Genomic DNA, 18029 nt, shown 5'->3' with positions numbered 1-18029 from the left:
TGAAGAAATTGGAGTGCCAAAATTTGTATGCCTTCACATGAAAAATCGTCTTTGGAGGCTGGTTTAGTTGCCCTCAAGCAGGGAAATTACTACGCAGCCATTACTCAACTTGAACCTCTTGCTGGCAGCCAAAATCAGAGCAATACTTGCTTGCAAGCACAGGTTGGTTTGGTTATGGCTTATGCACGTACAGGAGAAGGTTCTCAGGCGATCGCCCTGTGTGAGAATCTGATTTCTAGTGGTAATCCAGAAGTTAAAGAGTGGGCAAAACGCGCTCTTGAACACCTCAAAAAACGCCAAAAACGCCATCAAAAAAGCAAAAAAATTGAAACCGAATTTGTCAACTTTGATAATTCTTTAGATACTTCCCCAGTCGATGCTGTGTCAACACATCCACCACTAGAGGGTGTGATTAAAAAGAATATCTCTGCTACTTCCCCAGAACTATCAAATACTGGCTTAATAGGCTCTGTCGGTCGGACAAAAACTGAACCGATTAACATCTTTTGGCGACAAGCCAGACGCGCTAAGATATGGCAACCCCTACGCAAGCCGAATTTCATGCTCTCCATGCTCTCCTGCTTACTAGCCGCAGGAACATTCATGGCGCTATTTTGGATGTTGCGAGCATTCGTCAGGTTGGGAATGGGTTTAATCAACCAGATTTTAGACAAACTTCCCTATTTAAAGCCATTACAACTTTTATATGGCAATCCTAGTTTATTAATACTAGTTTTATTGTTGGTTTTGATTGGTTTGTCGCCTTGGTTGATAGATGGGCTATTGGCAACCTTTTATAGTCAACAACACCTATCCAAAGAAGTTTTACATACTCACAGTCGTGAGGCATTTCGGGTATTACAACGAACTTGTCAACAGCGACATTGGAAAATTCCCAAATTGCGAATTTTACCAATATCAGCACCTATCATGCTGTCCTATGGGAATTTGCCCAGTACAGCCAGAATTACGGTGAGTCAGGGTCTGTTGGAACAATTAACAGATGATGAAATAGCTACTATCTACGCACTTGCTCTTGGACAAATTGGCCGATGGGATTTTAATGTCATGTCCTTGGCATTGCTAGTGACTCTGCCATTTTATCGACTGTATCACCAAGTATCAGTTTGGGGAAACAAAAGCGAAAATAAAATCTGGCGCTGGACTACTACTGGTTTGGCTGGACTGACCTATGGAATTTGGTGTTTACTGACTGGTACAACTTTGCTTAATTCACGGTTTCGGCTTTATTATAGCGATCGCCATGCCGCCGAAATTACAGGTAATCCCAATGGGCTAATTCGTGCCTTACTCAAAATTTCCATTGGTGTTGCTGGTGATATTCAAAAACAAGAACAGACTAGTTGGCAGTTAGAAAGCTTGAATGTCTTAGCTCCAGTCAGTTACCAACAAAGTCTCTCTTTAGGAAGTATAGTAGGGCATCTTTCCTTTGAGTCATTCTTAATGTGGGAAAACTTCAATCCCTATCGGCGATGGTTTACGATTAATAATAGCCACCCCTTAATGGGCGATCGCATCGAACGCTTATGTGAAATAGCCCGTCATTGGCACTTAGAACCTGAACTGCATCTAACCATTGAACAATCCTGCCAAGTTAAGCCTCAGTCATTCCTATTACAAATCGCCCCTTGGTTGGGAATTCCCATCAGTTTTCTATTAGCAGTTCTATTCTGGTTAATTTGGCAAACCGCATTTGCCATTCATTTATTAAACCTGAAATGGATTTACGATGATTGGAATTTCGTGATCGGTTTCTTTATGATTGGCTTTAGCATCGGTACAGTCATGCGGATTAATGCCTTTTTTCCAGAAATTAAACCCTTCAACTTACAAGCCGACGACCATCTCTCCCAATTATTAACCGATCCCTCCGTTTTACCACTCGATAGTATCAGCGTCCGTCTAGCAGGTAAATTATTAGGCCGTCGGGGTACTGCCAACTGTCTCGGACAAGACCTCATCCTACAATCCAGCACAGGTTTAGTGAAATTACACCACATTCCTTGGTTAGGACAGTCAATCAACCCGACTGAATGGATTGGTCGCCAAATTATCGTTACAGGCTGGTTACGAAGAGGGGCAACACCTTGGATAGACATCCAAACCTTAGAAACTCAAAGTGGCAAAACCATCAACAGTCCTCATCCCATTTGGTCTACTGTTTTGGCAGTCGTCGCCCAAGCATGGGGTGCATATATCATGTTGACAGCGCAATCTTTAGCAAGATAACACTGCTATTTATTGACTGATCACATGAAACGTAAACAAAAGTTGCAGGTTAGCTCCAAAAATGTTACATTTATTTACACAATTAGTAACTCAGCCCCCCAAATTGATTATTTGTCTGGCTGTCACCACTAATCCATCCCCTTTTCTCCTCCCAACACAGCAGCAAATCAACCAGCCAGTGGCTGGTTTTTGTTTCCAACTTCTACACCTTGTCCAACAATTGTGTTTTATGCTACGATGCAGTAATACTATCGGCAAAAATGTAGGTGCTGAACTAGCTACGTAAAAAATACCGTGATAATCTTAAGAGATGGTATTTTGTCCTGCCGATAAAACCTAGAAAGAATTCATTTACTGTGGCGGACGGTGGGCTATTAAATTTACAATTCTTAGAATTAAGGTGGTATTAGCTGGGCGCAGTAGCCCTTTTGTCTTAAATAAGCTTGATCCCAACAAAAAACTGTATTGTATAGGTTGGCAGTTTGGATTAAAAAAATTGGTTTATGGCGATTTTAGTTAATAGCATCTATTTAAAAGCCAAAGCCAAGGTAATTGTTTTGTCAAGACAAGTTCATTTAAACTCTGGAGGTATAGTTCATGTCCGTTCGCCTATACATAGGTAATTTGCCTAAAGAAGAAATAGATCGTCAAGAATTGCAAGCAGTATTTGCAGAAGAAGGCGATGCTGTCACCACTAAACTGATTAAAGACCGCAAAACAGGTAAATGTCGCGGTTTCGGTTTTCTAACGGTGAACAATGACGAACAAGCAGACCAAATTATTGAAAAGTATAATGGTCAAATGTTCAAAGACACTGCCATCAAGCTAGAGAAGGCATTACCTCGCACCAAAGGTGAAGAGGGTGATGAACAAGCTCCCAAAGTTGCTAGTCAAGCTACTAGTATCCCCACACCTAGCATCAACAAAGAAAGTCGTCGTGAAAAAGGCGCTAAGAAGTCTCGGCGTGGTGGCGGTAGTAGTGTACGTGAAACAACTAGCAATGTTGATTCAGACGCTATTCGTCCAGATCCCCGTTGGGCAGCTGACTTAGAAAAGCTGAAACAGATGCTGGCTGCACAAACTACAAACTGATCCTTTAGGCAAAGAGATTAAAAATTAAGAATCGCAAATTATGCTGATTTTTAATTTTTAATTATTTTTATCTGAGTGAGTTGGCTTGTTTGCTGATGATAAACACCAGCCACTAATCTAAAACTGAAATCACCAGCCCCCATGTGGGACTGTTCTTTGTGCAAACCAACACCAATCAAAAAGGTATTGAGCAGTACCGAAAGCCAGACTAGGCCTTCCGCACTGCTCAATTTTAATTTATTAAGTGTAATTAAATAAGCTCAAATCTTTACCATATCTCGTTCCTAGTCAGAGACTAGGAATGCTATCACAGAGGCTCTGCCTCTACTCTCATTGAGAGCGTAGGCAGAGTCTTCCAGAATTCATTGCCATACAGAGCATGGGAATGAGAAGAATGAAACCCAGTTTTTACAAGGCTTTTACGTTAATTTGACACCAATGAGCAGTGCTAACCCCTACTGACTCCTAAATTCTGCTATATTTTTTGAAAGTTTTTGGAAGTCCCTGTGTCTTCTTTTATTGATATCTACATTTCGGACAAGTTTGATAAGGTTTGATTTTCTTAGTTTCTTAGAGATATTTATAAGTTTTTTACAAGAATGTATCTTATTTAACAAAAAATAATATTTTCTCATAATAGTATCTGTTAATACAATCACTAAAAAAATAAGGTTGTCAAAAATCCCTCTGTTCTTGACAGTTAATGGGAGCAAATCTACACGTAATTAGCATTATTCATTTGTATGAATAGCTAGTTTAAAATGCGAAATTAAAAGATTTAAAATTCAGTTTTATTGTGCTGTGGTATTTCTACAGTAAAGTTTATTTATGGCTAATTGATATGTCATAATTGATAAATTTTGCTGTATTGTTCCATAAGAAATAGGGCTTTGTCTATCAAAATTATTGGATATTTTTACTACAAATAAATCATAAATAAATCATAAATAAATCATAAATAAATCATAAATAAATCATAAATAAATCATAAATAAATCAAATGTAAATACTAGAAATAAACTACCGAATTATGAACAATATATAAATTTTTTCTGACATAATTAAATTAAAATAAAAATTACTAAGACCTTCTAGATTATTCAGAAAGCGTGAATAACGCCAGCTTGAAACTGCCTACTACCTTGTGAAAATAAGCAAAACACAACTTATGAATTCTACCACTGACAAACGCATTGCCTTGATTTCAGTTCACGGTGATCCGGCGATTGAAATTGGGAAAGAGGAGGCTGGAGGACAGAATGTTTATGTACTCCAAGTGGGTGAAGCACTATCTCGGCTCGGATGGAAAGTTGATATGTTTAGCCGCAGAGTGAGTGCTGAACAAGAAACGATTGTTCAACATAACTCTCAATGTCGAACCATTCGTTTAACAGCCGGTCCGATTGAGTTTGTACCACGGGATAACGGTTTTAAATACTTGCCAGAATTTGTGGAACAGTTATTGCAATTTCAACAAGAAAACGGCATTCAATATGAGTTGGTTCACACTAATTACTGGCTTTCTAGCTGGGTAGGATTGCAGTTGAAACAAATCCAAGGAAGTAAACAGGTTCACACCTATCATTCTTTAGGAATAGTTAAATACAATGCAATAGAAAGCATTCCTCTGGTTGCTAGTCAACGCCTAGCAGTAGAAAAAGAAATTTTGGAAACAGCGGATAGAATTGTGGCGACAAGTCCGCAAGAAAAGCAACATATGCGATCGCTTGTTTCTAATCAAGGAGATATTGACATTATTCCCTGCGGTACGGATATTCGGCGTTTTGGCTCAGTAGAAAGAGAAGCAGCTAGAGCAGCATTAGGAATTGAACCAGACGCTAAAGTTGTCTTGTATGTAGGGCGTTTTGACCCGCGCAAAGGCATAGAGACCTTAGTGCGTGCAGTGCGTGAGTCGCAGTTTTATGGCTCCCAAGACCTAAAGTTAATTATTGGTGGTGGAAGTACCCCAGGTAACAGCGATGGTAGAGAACGCGATCGCATCGAGTCTATTGTCAACGAATTGGGAATGAGCGAATGTACTTGTTTTCCTGGTCGTCTGAGTCAGGAAATCCTCCCAACTTACTATGCCGCTGCTGATGTTTGCGTTGTTCCTAGTCACTACGAACCCTTTGGATTGGTAGCAGTTGAAGCAATGGCAAGTGGCACACCAGTCATAGCTAGTGATGTTGGTGGGCTTCAGTTTACCGTCGTCAATGAAAACACTGGTTTATTAGTACCACCCCAAGATGTCGCAGCCTTTAGTCATGCCATTGACCGCATTCTCAGCAATCCCGAATGGCGAGCAGAACTGGGTCAATCGGGTCATAGACGGGTGATGAGTAAGTTTAGCTGGGATGGTGTAGCCATGCAGCTAGATCAGCTATACACCCAACTCATGCAACCAGTGAAAGAACCGGCGTTGCTTACCCTTTAAACATAGAAATGGTTAAGGTTTCAGCCTGTTTCCTATCCATATTTTGACTCCCTATGTCTTGAGATTGGGGTAAAGTCAATAAAGAGTTAGGCAGGTAAAACAATGGAAGTTCAAGAACTCAAAAAATTTCCTAAGCCCAGAAGAACAGAAGCAGAGGCAACAGCTTCTCAACACATCAAGATACTAGACTGTAACCAACCAGTTAGTCGGGTCATTTTTGAGTGTTGGCATTGTAAACAGGGTCTTTTGAGTGAGGTAGATGTCACGTCTTCCGAGTATCTTGAGATTGAATGCCCCAGTTGTGGTAAAACAGGTTTAAGGCTGATGGCAAAAGAAGTGCTTTCAACCACAGCTATTCCTTCACCTTGGCAATGAGTAACGAGTACTGAGTAACGAGTAACGAGTACTTAGTGCTGTAAAGCTTTCGGGTATGGCTGCGTTTAGAATGGTAGCAGGACGTTGAGCAGTATGTAATTAATTTTATTTTTTACTCAACACTCGGTACTCAATACTCGTTACTCGTTACTACTTCCGATTGATTTAATAGAGATAGACCTTATAAATGCCAGTGAGTAATCGTTTTGCAACCAGTTGATTTTACTACTCTCACAGCTGCTTGTAGCGAACTACGCGCTAACTGGCTTCCCTCGCGGACAGAACAGGTATACCAGCGCGATCGCTATACTATTGCCATAGCCTTACGCACCTTAAAACAACGGGTTTGGCTAGAGGTCTCTTGGCATCCCCAAGCTACACGCATTTGTATTGGTGAACCACCACCACGCACACCCGATACATTTACCTTTAGTCAACAGTTAATCCATCAGTTGGGTGGTTTGGCCTTAGTGGCAATTGAAGCGATCGCTCCTTGGGAACGTGTGATAGATTTACAATTTGCCCGTCGTCCCGGTGAAAATGCCCTCTATCACTTGTATGTGGAAGTGATGGGTAAGTACAGTAACGCTATTCTCACCGATGCCAGCAATTTTATTATCACTGCTGCTCATCAAGTTAGTCAGCAACAATCCAGCGTTCGTCCTATCCAAACTGGACAGTCTTATGAACCACCACCTAAACAGACTGGCCCTATCCCCAGTTTGAGTGAATCCCAAGCACGTTGGCAAGAACGAGTTAGTTTAGTACCAGGTGCAATTAAGCGGCAACTGCTGAAAAATTATCGGGGTTTGAGTGCAGCTTTGCTAGATACGATGTTGCTAGTAGCAGATATAGAGCCAGAAACAAGCACTGATGTCCTGACTACCGATGATTGGAACAGGTTATTTACACGTTGGCAAGAATGGCTACAAGCATTGGAAGCGGGGAAATTCCAACCGGCTTGGACGGCAAATGGATATACTGTAATGGGTTGGGGTGTTGTCGCACCAGCCAAAGATATCCAAGAATTACTCAATCAATATTATACTGACGAGTTAAATCAACAGTTATTTGCTCAATTGCGTCATCAGTTGATTCAGAAATTGAGTAATATTCTGGGTAAATTGCGGACTAAAGCCCAAACTTTTAGCGATCGCTTAAAGCAGTCAGATCAAGCCGATGAATATCGCCAAAAAGCTGACTTATTAATGGCATATTTGCAAAATTGGCAACCGGGGATGAAAGAAATTATTCTCTCAGATTTTGAAACTGGTAAACCAACTGCGATCGCACTTCTCCCAGATAAAAACGCCGTTCAAAACGCCCAGAAGCTTTATAAACAGCACCAAAAACTCAAACGCGCTCGTGCTGCTGTCGAACCATTACTATTTGAAGTGCAATCAGAAATTGATTATTTAGAACAAGTAGAAGCAGCTATTTCCCAAATCGAGAAATATCAAACAGCAGCAGATTTACAAGCCTTAGAAGAAATCCGTGATGAACTAATCGGGCAAAAATATCTAGAAGCCCTAGAATACCGCAGCCGCAGTACCAACGAAACTGCAAGTATCAATTTTCATCGTTATCGCACCCCTAGCGGCTTTGAAGTCTTAATCGGTCGCAACAATATCCAAAATGACCAATTAACATTTCGGGTAGCCGGCGATTATGACCTGTGGTTTCACGCTCAAGAAATTCCTGGAAGCCATGTCCTGCTACGTCTTGAACCGGGAACAGTTGCAGAAGAAGCTGATTTACAGTTTACCGCCAATCTTGCCGCCTACTTCAGTCGCGCTCGTCAAAGTGACCAAGTCCCAGTAGTTTACACTCAACCAAAGCACGTCTACAAACCCAAAGGCACTAAACCAGGACTTGTGATTTACAAGCAAGAAACAATTATTTGGGGACAACCGGAAATCATTCGTAATCATCCCTCAAGGGGAGCTTAGAATCGAAATTGTGAGATTATTTAGTCATCTTTAAGATGAATTTTGTTATTACCAAAGCGATATATCGGTAAGTACCCAAAACGTCAGGGTTTAGCAATGCTAAACCCCTACAATCATTGACGATAGATGAGCGTTAGCATAGCTTATTGTATATATCGCTTTATGTTTCAGGGATAGCTGATAATAAGCAACGTAAAGCCCGATTTACTGCTTCTGATGTTTGAAAAACTTTCTTCTTCATCAGGATCAAGGGTTGAAAACCTTTGTAGAGACGTTTAATGGGTAGGGATTCTCGTCTCTACACCTAACTAAATTCATAATTGGTTTCAGCAACGCCCAGGATTGATTATTATACTAAAAACGGGTTAAAAGTGTCATTCTGATAGCGCAGCGTGGCGTAAGTCCAGATTTAACACGTTTGTAGTATAATCATCCTCCTCATCCTGAAAATCCTGATTCAGACAATGCTTAATTGCAAGTTACTTTATTTTTTTATAAGCCAAAGCAAAACGCTCAATTCCCGCTAAATCAGCCTGAATCTGGATGTTTTCATAACAACCATGATTTTGTAGCAGTTCTCTGACTGTATCTGCCTGTCCTGCCATCATTTCAATCAACCACACCCCACCAGGATGTAAATAATGAGGGGAAACGTCAATTAAATGACGAATGTAGTCTAAACCATCAACACCACCATCTAAGGCTAAATGGGGTTCATGATTAACTACTTCTGGCTGTAAAGTAAGTACGGTACTGGTGGGAATATATGGCGGATTTGATACCATGCCGCTAAACTGACCTTTCAGAAATTCTAGAGGTTCCCACCAAGAACCTTGATAAAATTTAATCCGTTCTGCAAAACCTAAATTTTCAGCATTGGTTTGAGCAACGGCTAATGCTTCTGGACTCAAATCAACAGCATGAACTGTGGCATTTGTCAATACATCAGCTAATCCGAGTGCGATCGCACCACTACCAGTCCCCAAATCCGCCCAATGTCCTTGTTCTAAACCTTCTGTTCGGCTATTTTTAGCAGCCACTACAGCTAAATCAATCAAAGACTCTGTTTCCGGTCTAGGAATTAAAACCGCATTGGACACTGCGAGTTTAAACAATCGCCAAGGTGTCACCCCAGCGATGTATTGTACTGGCAAGCGGTCATGTAACCGCCTTTGCCACAACTGCTCTAACTCATCTAGAGATAACTGCATTGTTATTTGAGTCAATGATTTAAAAGACTCCAAACGCAGCGCCAAGCGGTCTAAACTTGCTATTTCCTGTAACAGCCAATCTACTTCTAAGGGCAGGATATCGTGAGCGATCGCACTCTCAATTGCTTTATTTCGCCATTGCCAAAGTTCTAGACCACAAACCATCTTTGGCTGTTGACTCGTCATGCTTAAGGTTGCTTGGAAGGTAAACTTTTCGGCTTAGGAGCATTCTCTCTAGGTAGAGTCTTAATATATTCTCTAGACTCTGCTGATGGCACCAAGACCACTTGGTTTAACCATGAATCACTTTTATCTTTTAAAGTTTTAATCACCCCATCCACATCTATGACTTGAATATCAGCCGTAGGAAACTTTGGCTTCACCTGGTTCAATAAACCTTGTGCATCTTGTTTACTCAAAAATAGAGGAATTAGTTGCTGTTTATCAGCCGTCACTTGAATTGGTACATACCCTTTATCTGGTGCAAATCTTACCGCAAAAACTGGTACACTCTTAAATTGATCCACTTTTTGACCACTGGCGCGTAGCAACTCTAAAGCCCCTTTCAGTTCTTGATCTACAGGTTTAAAGGCAAATAAGAGCCGATTTGTCTGATTTTTAGTTTGTTGTAATTGTTGATAAATCACACCTAAAGGCACGGCTGTAACTTGTAGTTTCTTGGCCATGTCTTCCAGTTTTGGATCTTTATTTTTCACATTCCGCAGTTCTTTGATAAAAGCTAAAGCTTCTTGGCGACTCATATATACTCCTGTCACCGATCCACCTTTTTGGCCATTTTGACCATCAGGCAAGTTACGACTTAGGGGTAGACCTTTATCGTTGGTAATCAAGTAAACAGGTACTGAGTCTAATTTATCTTTTATTTGTTGTTCTGTTAATGCCTGCACAGGAATATTAATCCCTACGACACTTAAAAGCAACGTACCACCCACTAGACCTAATGTTGCGCCCAAGCGAACCAATGATTTCATAACTACTCCTCACTTCAATATTAATAGTTGAATTAACTTAGACAATCAGAAAATCGGTTTGAATTTATACAACAACACCTGAATTTAGTTATCTATCCAGCTATTTGGTGTCTAAATAACTTATAGATTGAGCTAATTGTTTTTAACTTTCTTGCCATTCACGACTAAATGCTGTATTGGCCTATTATATTTCTTCTCAAGCGGGGAATGACCTCCCGGACTCTTGATCAGAACAATGCTATTTTATTGTTTTTCTCAGCTAGTGGTGACGCTATGATGAAATTAATCGTTCCAATTGCGATGGCTACGCTCGCCGCAGGCATCGCTTCTCTGACAGACCTGAAAAATTAACACTAATCAATCCATTAGTAATTAATTTTGTATAATTACCGACCAGTAATCTTTGTAAAAACAACATAGAAAAATATATTTCATCTACATCATTATTAACAAGCTGGGAGAATTGACATTTATCAAAAAATCGGGATGACAGGATTTGAACCTGCGGCATCCTGCTCCCAAAGCAGGCGCGCTACCAAGCTGCGCTACATCCCGAAAAAAACGGTCTTGCTATCGATAGTTTAGCTTCACATAACCAAAATTATGCTTTGCTTAATCATCTCCACCATCATATCATAATCAAAGCCGATTGCGAACCCCCATACCTGAAAAAAATCTGATTATCTCTTCAATTAAGAGTTTTTTCGCTAACTGACATTGACTAGATGTAATTTTGCTAGACAAATGCTCTCCGCTAAACTAAACGATATTAACACACTTTGGATATTTTAGCAGAATTTATAGCAGCAACCTGTTTTGTTTGTTTTCACTTGAGGATTAATGAGGATACCAAAACATCCCTTTAATACCTTCTGGATCAGGCATAAATCCCATAGTCCGGTAAAAATCCACAACATGGGGATCAGCAAAAAGAGTAACATTGCTAATCTCTTCACTCCTGAGTTTTTTGAGGACATATTTCATCAATGCCTTACCCAGTCCTTGACTTTGGAAGTCCGGGTGAACCACTACATCCCAGATAGTGGCATTAAAAGCATGATCTGAGGTAGCACGGGCAAAACCAATCAACCTTTTGTGATTTCCTCGTACTTGCCACATAGAGGCGACGAGAAAACTATGCTCAATGGCTTTTTTTACTTTTCTCAGAGGGCGACGCGACCAACCAACCGCGTCACAGAGTTCTTCTAGTTCATACAGGTCGATATCGCGCTCAGTACTGAAAACAATGTTATCTTTACTGGCGTTAGAGTTGCCTCTATCTCCTGCTGTATACTCTTCAAATGCGGTTGTTTTATTTGTCGTTACAGACTCAGAAGTACTAAACCAAGTTTTCCAAAAACCCATGCCAACGTGGTTCGGTTAATATGACTGAATTGTTGCCACTCTTTGAGAGTGTTGATTCACAAGTTAAGGTAACTGTATTTATTGTATATCCAGACACATAAATTTGAATTTTTAGTGTTTTGGGTTTTGACAATAGTCACAGCTAGTTAGTGACATACTCCACACACTACTTTTCAGGTGAGTATGGGTTTCTCAGCGACTCTTCTTTGAAGACATTAACTGAGCTTTAAAGTCCTATGCCCTAGGAGCTTTTTTGTAAAATTATTCAACGAAAGTTAAATAGGCTGCTTTTCAGCATTTAATTTGGATTACACCTAATTAATCAAATTATATCAGATTTGATGAGTTCGTGAATACATCAGGGGCTTGGCGATTCGTGGTGACAGAGCTTGTTGAAGTATCACCCACTAGTGGTATTCATTATAAGTCGAGGTGGGACTCCTTACTTCCCAAAAACTTTTCTCATTACTCCCTTCTGGGTGAGTGAGAGGCTTCTTTTTGTTTTAGCTAAATTTTTCACACTAATCATTTCTAACTTTAGCACTTTGTTTTCACACTCCTCTAGCTAATAAAGCACCGGAGATTTTTTTTAGAGATGCATAGCCCCTTGGTTCCTGGTTTTTAAAAGTGATTGATTGCTTCAGCACAGTGACATACTTCCAGAGTTACCGCTTACAATAGTCTTGCTCTCTAAGTAAAGCATTGATTTCTGTTTAAGCTGCATGAAAGGATTTTCTGCACAGTTGTAGCTTGCTTTCCCGAAAGGATATAAGTATAAAATTGTTCCTGTCGGATTTAGCTCAAATCAAGATACTACATCATGAGGTATTCTACCTTGCCCAAGTCTATAATTTTGATGCCTTTTCAAGGTAAAGAGACTCAAAGTTTCTTATAAATTATGTATATTGTTCGTTTGCAGCTGGTATGATATCAAACTTCCAACACATTTCTCGCCATTAACTAAAGTCTATGATTAAGTCCTCAAACAGAAAGATATGAGAACAAAGTAGTAGATAACGTAGTTTTTAGCTTTATTTTTAACAAAGCAAGCAAGTCTTACCACCAACAATGACTTCTGGTTTAAAATCTTCGACACTGGAACTCCTAAAGCGCTTTAACCGAGCGTTTCCCCAATTTTATGAGCAATTTGTTAGTAGTGAGATTCAACTGCAAAATTTACGACTGGCTTACCGTCTATATAAAACCAGACGAGCAGTTATAGAGATGAAACCTGAAGGTAGCAAAAGTGCGCTGCACTTTGCATACCGCAATCAGTCTTTTCTCCTCAGCGATATTTTTGGTGTGCTGGCAGCTTATGGTTTGACTATTCATGGATTGAGCCTATATGGTCAGATCCGACCACCAATGTTAGTGTTTATTAAGCTGTTGGTGTCTCGTGGCAGCAAAGCCCTGACCGAAAAAACCGCAGAAAATGTTTGTCGTGCCATTCGTGAGGCTTTGGGTAATCGGTTTGAGGTAGAAGAGATGTTAGCGGTGGAGTTTAACCTTAATGCTGGTTTAGAGCAGGTACAAACCGAGTTCTATGTAGATCCAGTTTTTCATCTCCCAGCCTTAGTCATTGAAGCTGATAATCAACCAGGATTATTTTATAAAGTCATGTATGGCATTTGGCAGGAAGACCTGCTCGTAGTCAATGCCAATTTGTTGGTTTGGCGCGGACGGACACGGTTGATACTCTATTTGTTGGGGCCAAATGAAAGCCTGATTCCTGAGTATTTGGGTAATAAGATTGCTGAAGGAGTGCGACAAAGGTTACTAGGTCGATGAGTATAACAAATTTTGAATTTTGAATTTTGTTTGAATTTTGTAGACGCACAGCGACTTCTCACAGGGGATTTTGAATTTGTCTTTCTCCGTATTTAGTCGCACCCGCTCTTAGGGGTACGATATACGTATGGCAACAATAGAAATCTTAGGCGTTCCACACGCATATGAGCTAACGGCTCCTACGTCTTGCCCTCATGCTTTAGTATTTATCCACGGTTGGCTCAATAGCCGTGGATACTGGCAACCTGTGATTTCTCGCCTATCAGTTGATTTCCAGTGCTTGTCTTATGATTTGCGAGGTTTTGGTGAATCCCAGTCTCAGGCTAAATTTGATTTGCAGCAAGCAGAAACTGTTTTAAAGCTCAATGCTAAAGATCCTGCTGATTCTCTATATTCTCCTTCTGCCTATGCTCAGGATTTAGTCATACTCCTGGAACACTTAAATATTTCTAGTGTTTGGCTAATTGGTCATTCTTTGGGAGGCACTATTGCCCTGTGGACTGCTGCTCAATTACCTGATTGTGTTAAAGGAGTTATTTGTATTAATGCCGGTGGTGGTATTTATCTGAAAGAAGCATTTGAGCAGTTTCGCTTGGCAGGTCAGAAGTTTTTGCAAGTTCGCCCACGTTGGCTGTTCCAATTGCCTTTGATTGATTTGTTGTTCAGTAGAGCAAGTGTAGCACGCCCTTTGGATCGCTATTGGGCGCGTCAAAGGGTAATTGATTTCGTTGTTGCTGATCCAGAAGCTGCACTGGGGACACTTTTAGATTCTACTACGGAGGAAGAAGTTAACCGCTTACCTCAGTTAGTGTCACAACTAAAGCAGCCAGTTTATTTTTTAGCTGGTGCTGACGATAAGGTGATGGAACCTAAGTATGTACGTCATTTAGCAAGTTTTCATCGGCTTTTCCAATATGTTGGTGATAATTTTCTGGAAATTCCTGATTGTGGACATCTGGGGATGTTAGAGCAGCCAGAGGCAGTTGCTGATCATATCCGGTCGTTGGTCATTAGGCTGGGGGCAAGTTTAGTACAAAGCGATGAGTAGTGAGTAATGAGTAGGAACAAGAGTCAACCACTCGCTACTCGGTACTCGGTACTCACCAATGACCAATAGGTTGTTAATACAACTGCATTACCTGCGTCAGGGGTAGCCGAGAATGAACGCCCAATGTGAGGGGGGATGTGTGTCCACGGGAGAGATGATCAGATGCGGCACAGCCAATCATGGCGGCGTTATCAGTACAGAATTTTAATGGTGGGAAGAGGACTCTTTGTAGATTATGCTGGGTCACAGCTGCTTGTAAGTGCTTTCTGAGTCCACTGTTGGCTGCTACGCCACCACCGACGGCAATCGTATCTAGACCATAGTCACGGGCGCAAGCGATCGCTCTTTTGGTCAGCGATCGCGCTATAGTTTCCTGAAAGCTGGCCGCTACATCTGCTAAAGGTACTTGCTCACCGTCTTTCTCTAACTGCTGTACTACGCGCAATACCGCTGTCTTTAATCCACTAAAACTACTATCATAGGGATGATAACCCCCACCTGGTAGAGAAATTTTTCCTTCTGGTAGGGCAAAGGCTTGGGGGTTCCCCTCTTGTGCCAGCTTGTCAATTATTGGCCCACCCGGATAACCCAGCTTTAACAGCCGCGCCACTTTATCAAAGGCTTCACCGGCAGCATCATCACGGGTTTCTCCCACAGTTTCGTAATTACCACAATCTTTCACATAAATCAAGCTTGTATGTCCGCCTGAAACAAGTAAGCTAAGAAATGGGGGGTCTAAAGTTGACTCGCTCAAGTAAGTCGCATAGATATGACCTTCGAGGTGATGAACACCCAAAAATGGTTTTTGATGTACCATCGCTAAGGTCTTAGCAGCTGTTAACCCCACTAACAGCGCTCCTACGAGTCCTGGCGCACAGGTAGCCGCAATTCCATCAATTTGCCCCCACTCTATATGACTTTCATCCATAGCCTGCGCTATAGCTTGATTAACAATTTCTAAGTGCTGCCGCGATGCGACCTCTGGCACTACCCCACCATACTGCTGATGAATGGGAATTTGAGAGGCTATGACACTGCTGTAAACATGACGATTGTTAACAATTGCGACGGCAGTCTCATCACAACTGGTTTCGATTGCTAAAACGGTTGACATAGGGATTAGTGATTGGTGATTGCTAAAACGGTTGGCATAGAGATTGGTGATTGTGATGAATTTTTCCCAGTTCCCAGTCCCCAATTCTTACTTTTGGTTGAGAAGCTTTAACTTTTATTTACTTAAACTTTACTCGGTTCCCGCCCAAGAGTATGATGACTTGCTAGTTATGCAAATTAAAACACTGTACAAGCCGCTTCGTTTTGTACAAAGAACTTCTTGTTTTGTAATAAAAGGAAACAACTCCATGCGACGATTGTTTGCTTTGATTTTAGCGATTGGTCTTTGGTTCAATTTTGCTCCTCAAGCTCAAGCTTTAGGCGCTAACCTTGTACCCTGTAAAGACTCTCCCGCATTTCAAGCACTAGCACAAAATGCCCGTAACACCACTGCTGACCCTGAATCAGGCAAAAAGCGGTTTGAGCGTTATTCTCAGGCGCTGTGTGGACCAGAAGGTTATCCTCACCTGATTGTAGATGGTCGCCTAGACCGCGCTGGTGACTTTTTAATCCCCAGCATTCTCTTCCTCTATATTGCTGGTTGGATTGGTTGGGTTGGTCGCGCTTATCTACAAGCGATCAAAAAGGGTTCGGATGCTGAACAAAAAGAAATCCAAATCGATTTGGGTATAGCACTCCCCATTATTACCACTGGGTTTGCTTGGCCAGCAGCAGCAATTAAAGAACTTCTCTCAGGCGAATTAACAGCGAAAGATTCAGAAATTACTGTTTCTCCACGCTAATTCATCTGAACTCATTCACCTGTTTTTGGAGACTAAATTCATGGCTGACAAAAGCGAATCATCCTATTTGATGAAGTTTATTTCTACAGCACCTGTGGCAGCTACCATCTGGCTGACAATCACAGCAGGCATTTTGATCGAATTTAACCGCTTTTTCCCGGACTTACTTTTCCATCCTCTACCATAGGGTGAAAAACCGAGATTTATATCGGTTAACAGACTGATAAGTAAGGGCGAATTGCAATTCGCCCCTACTACTGAAAATAAATGCCACCATTCTGAATTTAGAGGCAACATAAAAATATGGCGCAAGCAGTAGATAGATCCAAGAATCTTCCCAGTGACCCCAGAAATCGGGAGACAGTTAGACCTGCTGGACGTGATCCACAGGATGGAAATCTAGAAACCCCAATTAATTCTTCTCCGTTGGTCAAGTGGTTTATTAATAACTTGCCCGCTTATCGCCCTGGTCTAAATCCTTCTAGAAGGGGTCTAGAAGTCGGTATGGCGCATGGTTATTTGTTATTTGGACCATTTGCTAAATTGGGTCCACTGCGGGATGCACCTAATGCTAATTTAGCTGGGTTGCTGGGTAGTATTGGCTTGGTTGTAATTCTCACAGCCTGTCTATCCCTATATGCCAATAGTAATCCTGACAAAGCACTTGCCAGCGTTACTGTTCCCAATCCTCCAGTAGATGCTTTTAACTCCAAAGAAAGCTGGAATAACTTTGCCAGTGCTTTCTTAATTGGTGGTATTGGTGGTGCAGTAGTTGCTTACTTTTTGACTGGTAATTTGGGACTCATTCAAGGTCTAGTGGGTTAATTTGATTTCAGGTAATGGGTAATGGGTAGTTGTGATTGATTTATTGCTATTACCTATTACCTATTACCAGAATAAGTGTGTTGTTAAATCGTTATTTGTTCAAATACAACCGTTTCAATTTGATTGACAGCAGTGTCAAAATCGTCATTCACGATTTGAGTATCAAATTCATTTGCGGCTTTGATTTCTTCTTCGGCGCGGTGGAGACGACGAGCGATCGCTTCTTGAGAATCTTGTCCTCGTCCGCGTATCCGTTTCTCCAATTCTGAAAATGACGGCGGCAAAATAAAAATGCTGTGGGCGCTAGGGAAAGAAGCCCGAATTTGTCTAGCTCCTTCTAGTTCAATTTCTAGCACCACCAACTTACCAGACTGAATGTGGTCAAGCACAGCTGCACGGGGTGTACCGTAATAGTTACCAGCAAATTCTGCCCATTCCAAGAATTCCCCTTGAGCAACTAATTGTTCAAAATCGTTGCGGGAGATAAAGTAATAGTTTTCGCCGTTGGTTTCTCCTGGTCGGGGGGAACGAGTCGTTACAGATACTGAATAATACAGTTCTGGATGACGCTGGAGAAGCGATCGCATTAAAGTACCTTTGCCGACTCCACTAGGACCTGTCAAAACAATCAGCTTACCCAGAGACGGGCATTCTTTCGTAGTAGCACCACTAGGGATGGGTAAAACTTGCATTATCCGTTCAACTTGTGAATTAATTCATCAATAGACATTATTCATTAGTCTTTTCACCCTCTGCCCTCTAAAGAGAGGCAGATTCTTTAAGACTTGCTCAAAAGGGATAGTCAAACATCCCCCTAGACGCTCAAAACAACTATCAAAAGATG

Annotated in this window: 15 protein-coding genes and 1 tRNA gene; 10 read left to right on the top strand and 6 right to left on the bottom strand. The window is 41.2% G+C overall.

Translation table 11 applies throughout. The features are described 5' to 3' along the window. The first annotated feature begins 27 nt into the window (after positions 1-27). The 5 genes from ACSQ6I_RS22135 (at position 28) to ACSQ6I_RS22115 (ending at position 8100) form a co-directional block, all read left to right on the top strand. A complete protein-coding gene (locus tag ACSQ6I_RS22135; RefSeq protein ID WP_438892419.1) occupies positions 28-2250 on the top strand; it encodes a M48 family metalloprotease in 2223 nt (740 codons plus the stop codon). A 597-nt stretch (positions 2251-2847) separates the two neighbouring features. After that, complete coding sequence (locus ACSQ6I_RS22130) at positions 2848-3342, top strand: RNA recognition motif domain-containing protein (protein ID WP_015212794.1); 495 nt, start codon at positions 2848-2850, stop codon at positions 3340-3342. Positions 3343-4510: 1168 nt separating this feature from the next. Further along, on the top strand, positions 4511-5776 hold the full coding sequence (locus tag ACSQ6I_RS22125) for a glycosyltransferase family 4 protein (protein ID WP_438892418.1): 1266 nt from the start codon (positions 4511-4513) through the stop codon (positions 5774-5776). 102 nt (positions 5777-5878) lie between these two features. Then, entirely contained in the window at positions 5879-6151 is a 273-nt protein-coding gene (locus tag ACSQ6I_RS22120) for a hypothetical protein (RefSeq protein ID WP_438892417.1), read from the top strand. 206 nt (positions 6152-6357) lie between these two features. Continuing rightward, complete coding sequence (locus ACSQ6I_RS22115; RefSeq protein WP_438892416.1) at positions 6358-8100, top strand: Rqc2 family fibronectin-binding protein; 1743 nt, start codon at positions 6358-6360, stop codon at positions 8098-8100. A gap of 479 nt (positions 8101-8579) precedes the next feature. On the opposite strand, the gene prmC is transcribed toward ACSQ6I_RS22115, so the two are convergent. From prmC to ACSQ6I_RS22095, 4 genes are all read right to left on the bottom strand, one after another. Continuing rightward, positions 8580-9497, bottom strand: coding sequence for a peptide chain release factor N(5)-glutamine methyltransferase (prmC, locus tag ACSQ6I_RS22110; protein ID WP_438892415.1), 918 nt, complete (start codon positions 9495-9497; stop codon positions 8580-8582). Positions 9498-9499: 2 nt separating this feature from the next. Continuing rightward, the gene (locus ACSQ6I_RS22105; protein ID WP_438892414.1) at positions 9500-10303 is read right to left on the bottom strand and encodes a Tic22 family protein; all 804 of its coding nucleotides are present in this window, start codon (positions 10301-10303) and stop codon (positions 9500-9502) included. 481 nt (positions 10304-10784) lie between these two features. Further along, positions 10785-10858, bottom strand: a tRNA-Pro gene (locus tag ACSQ6I_RS22100). 282 nt (positions 10859-11140) lie between these two features. Next, the gene (locus ACSQ6I_RS22095; RefSeq protein ID WP_438892413.1) at positions 11141-11668 is read right to left on the bottom strand and encodes a GNAT family N-acetyltransferase; all 528 of its coding nucleotides are present in this window, start codon (positions 11666-11668) and stop codon (positions 11141-11143) included. A gap of 1068 nt (positions 11669-12736) precedes the next feature. On the opposite strand from ACSQ6I_RS22095, the gene ACSQ6I_RS22090 reads away from it, so the two are divergent. Both ACSQ6I_RS22090 and ACSQ6I_RS22085 read left to right on the top strand, forming a co-directional pair. Then, positions 12737-13456 carry a hypothetical protein gene (locus ACSQ6I_RS22090; protein WP_015212803.1) on the top strand — a complete coding sequence of 240 codons (720 nt, stop codon included), beginning with the start codon at positions 12737-12739 and terminating at the stop codon, positions 13454-13456. Positions 13457-13583: 127 nt separating this feature from the next. After that, complete coding sequence (locus ACSQ6I_RS22085) at positions 13584-14504, top strand: alpha/beta fold hydrolase (RefSeq protein WP_438892412.1); 921 nt, start codon at positions 13584-13586, stop codon at positions 14502-14504. Between the two features lie 73 nt (positions 14505-14577). Here the strand turns inward: ACSQ6I_RS22085 and tsaD are convergent, their stop codons facing one another. Beyond that, entirely contained in the window at positions 14578-15618 is a 1041-nt protein-coding gene (gene tsaD, locus ACSQ6I_RS22080; protein WP_438892411.1) for a tRNA (adenosine(37)-N6)-threonylcarbamoyltransferase complex transferase subunit TsaD, read from the bottom strand. 247 nt (positions 15619-15865) lie between these two features. Between tsaD and ACSQ6I_RS22075 the strand changes: the two genes are divergently transcribed. The 3 genes from ACSQ6I_RS22075 (at position 15866) to ACSQ6I_RS22065 (ending at position 17185) form a co-directional block, all read left to right on the top strand. Further along, on the top strand, positions 15866-16360 hold the full coding sequence (locus tag ACSQ6I_RS22075; RefSeq protein ID WP_438892410.1) for a Photosystem I reaction center subunit III: 495 nt from the start codon (positions 15866-15868) through the stop codon (positions 16358-16360). 40 nt (positions 16361-16400) lie between these two features. Further along, the gene (gene psaJ / locus ACSQ6I_RS22070; protein ID WP_438892409.1) at positions 16401-16547 is read left to right on the top strand and encodes a photosystem I reaction center subunit IX; all 147 of its coding nucleotides are present in this window, start codon (positions 16401-16403) and stop codon (positions 16545-16547) included. 116 nt (positions 16548-16663) lie between these two features. Beyond that, positions 16664-17185 carry a photosystem I reaction center protein subunit XI gene (locus ACSQ6I_RS22065; protein ID WP_438892408.1) on the top strand — a complete coding sequence of 174 codons (522 nt, stop codon included), beginning with the start codon at positions 16664-16666 and terminating at the stop codon, positions 17183-17185. 83 nt (positions 17186-17268) lie between these two features. Here ACSQ6I_RS22065 and gmk read toward each other — a convergent pair whose 3' ends face one another. Further along, positions 17269-17880, bottom strand: coding sequence for a guanylate kinase (gene gmk, locus ACSQ6I_RS22060; protein WP_438892489.1), 612 nt, complete (start codon positions 17878-17880; stop codon positions 17269-17271). Positions 17881-18029: the final 149 nt, after the last annotated feature.

It is taken from the genome of Anabaena sp. WFMT (assembly GCF_051781005.1).
Classification (GTDB): domain Bacteria; phylum Cyanobacteriota; class Cyanobacteriia; order Cyanobacteriales; family Nostocaceae; genus Anabaena.
This window is presented reverse-complemented; position numbering and strand designations above follow the sequence as displayed.

Bases quoted from the DNA above. Each gene is read 5' to 3' on its own strand.
- ACSQ6I_RS22135 (WP_438892419.1), top strand. From the start codon at position 28: ATGCCTTCACATGAAAAATCGTCTTTGGAGGCTGGTTTAGTTGCCCTC.
- ACSQ6I_RS22130 (WP_015212794.1), top strand. From the start codon at position 2,848: ATGTCCGTTCGCCTATACATAGGTAATTTGCCTAAAGAAGAAATAGAT.
- ACSQ6I_RS22125 (WP_438892418.1), top strand. From the start codon at position 4,511: ATGAATTCTACCACTGACAAACGCATTGCCTTGATTTCAGTTCACGGT.
- ACSQ6I_RS22120 (WP_438892417.1), top strand. From the start codon at position 5,879: ATGGAAGTTCAAGAACTCAAAAAATTTCCTAAGCCCAGAAGAACAGAA.
- prmC (WP_438892415.1), bottom strand. From the start codon at position 9,497: ATGACGAGTCAACAGCCAAAGATGGTTTGTGGTCTAGAACTTTGGCAA.
- ACSQ6I_RS22105 (WP_438892414.1), bottom strand. From the start codon at position 10,303: ATGAAATCATTGGTTCGCTTGGGCGCAACATTAGGTCTAGTGGGTGGT.
- ACSQ6I_RS22095 (WP_438892413.1), bottom strand. From the start codon at position 11,668: ATGGGTTTTTGGAAAACTTGGTTTAGTACTTCTGAGTCTGTAACGACA.
- ACSQ6I_RS22090 (WP_015212803.1), top strand. From the start codon at position 12,737: ATGACTTCTGGTTTAAAATCTTCGACACTGGAACTCCTAAAGCGCTTT.
- ACSQ6I_RS22085 (WP_438892412.1), top strand. From the start codon at position 13,584: ATGGCAACAATAGAAATCTTAGGCGTTCCACACGCATATGAGCTAACG.
- tsaD (WP_438892411.1), bottom strand. From the start codon at position 15,618: ATGTCAACCGTTTTAGCAATCGAAACCAGTTGTGATGAGACTGCCGTC.
- ACSQ6I_RS22075 (WP_438892410.1), top strand. From the start codon at position 15,866: ATGCGACGATTGTTTGCTTTGATTTTAGCGATTGGTCTTTGGTTCAAT.
- psaJ (WP_438892409.1), top strand. From the start codon at position 16,401: ATGGCTGACAAAAGCGAATCATCCTATTTGATGAAGTTTATTTCTACA.
- ACSQ6I_RS22065 (WP_438892408.1), top strand. From the start codon at position 16,664: ATGGCGCAAGCAGTAGATAGATCCAAGAATCTTCCCAGTGACCCCAGA.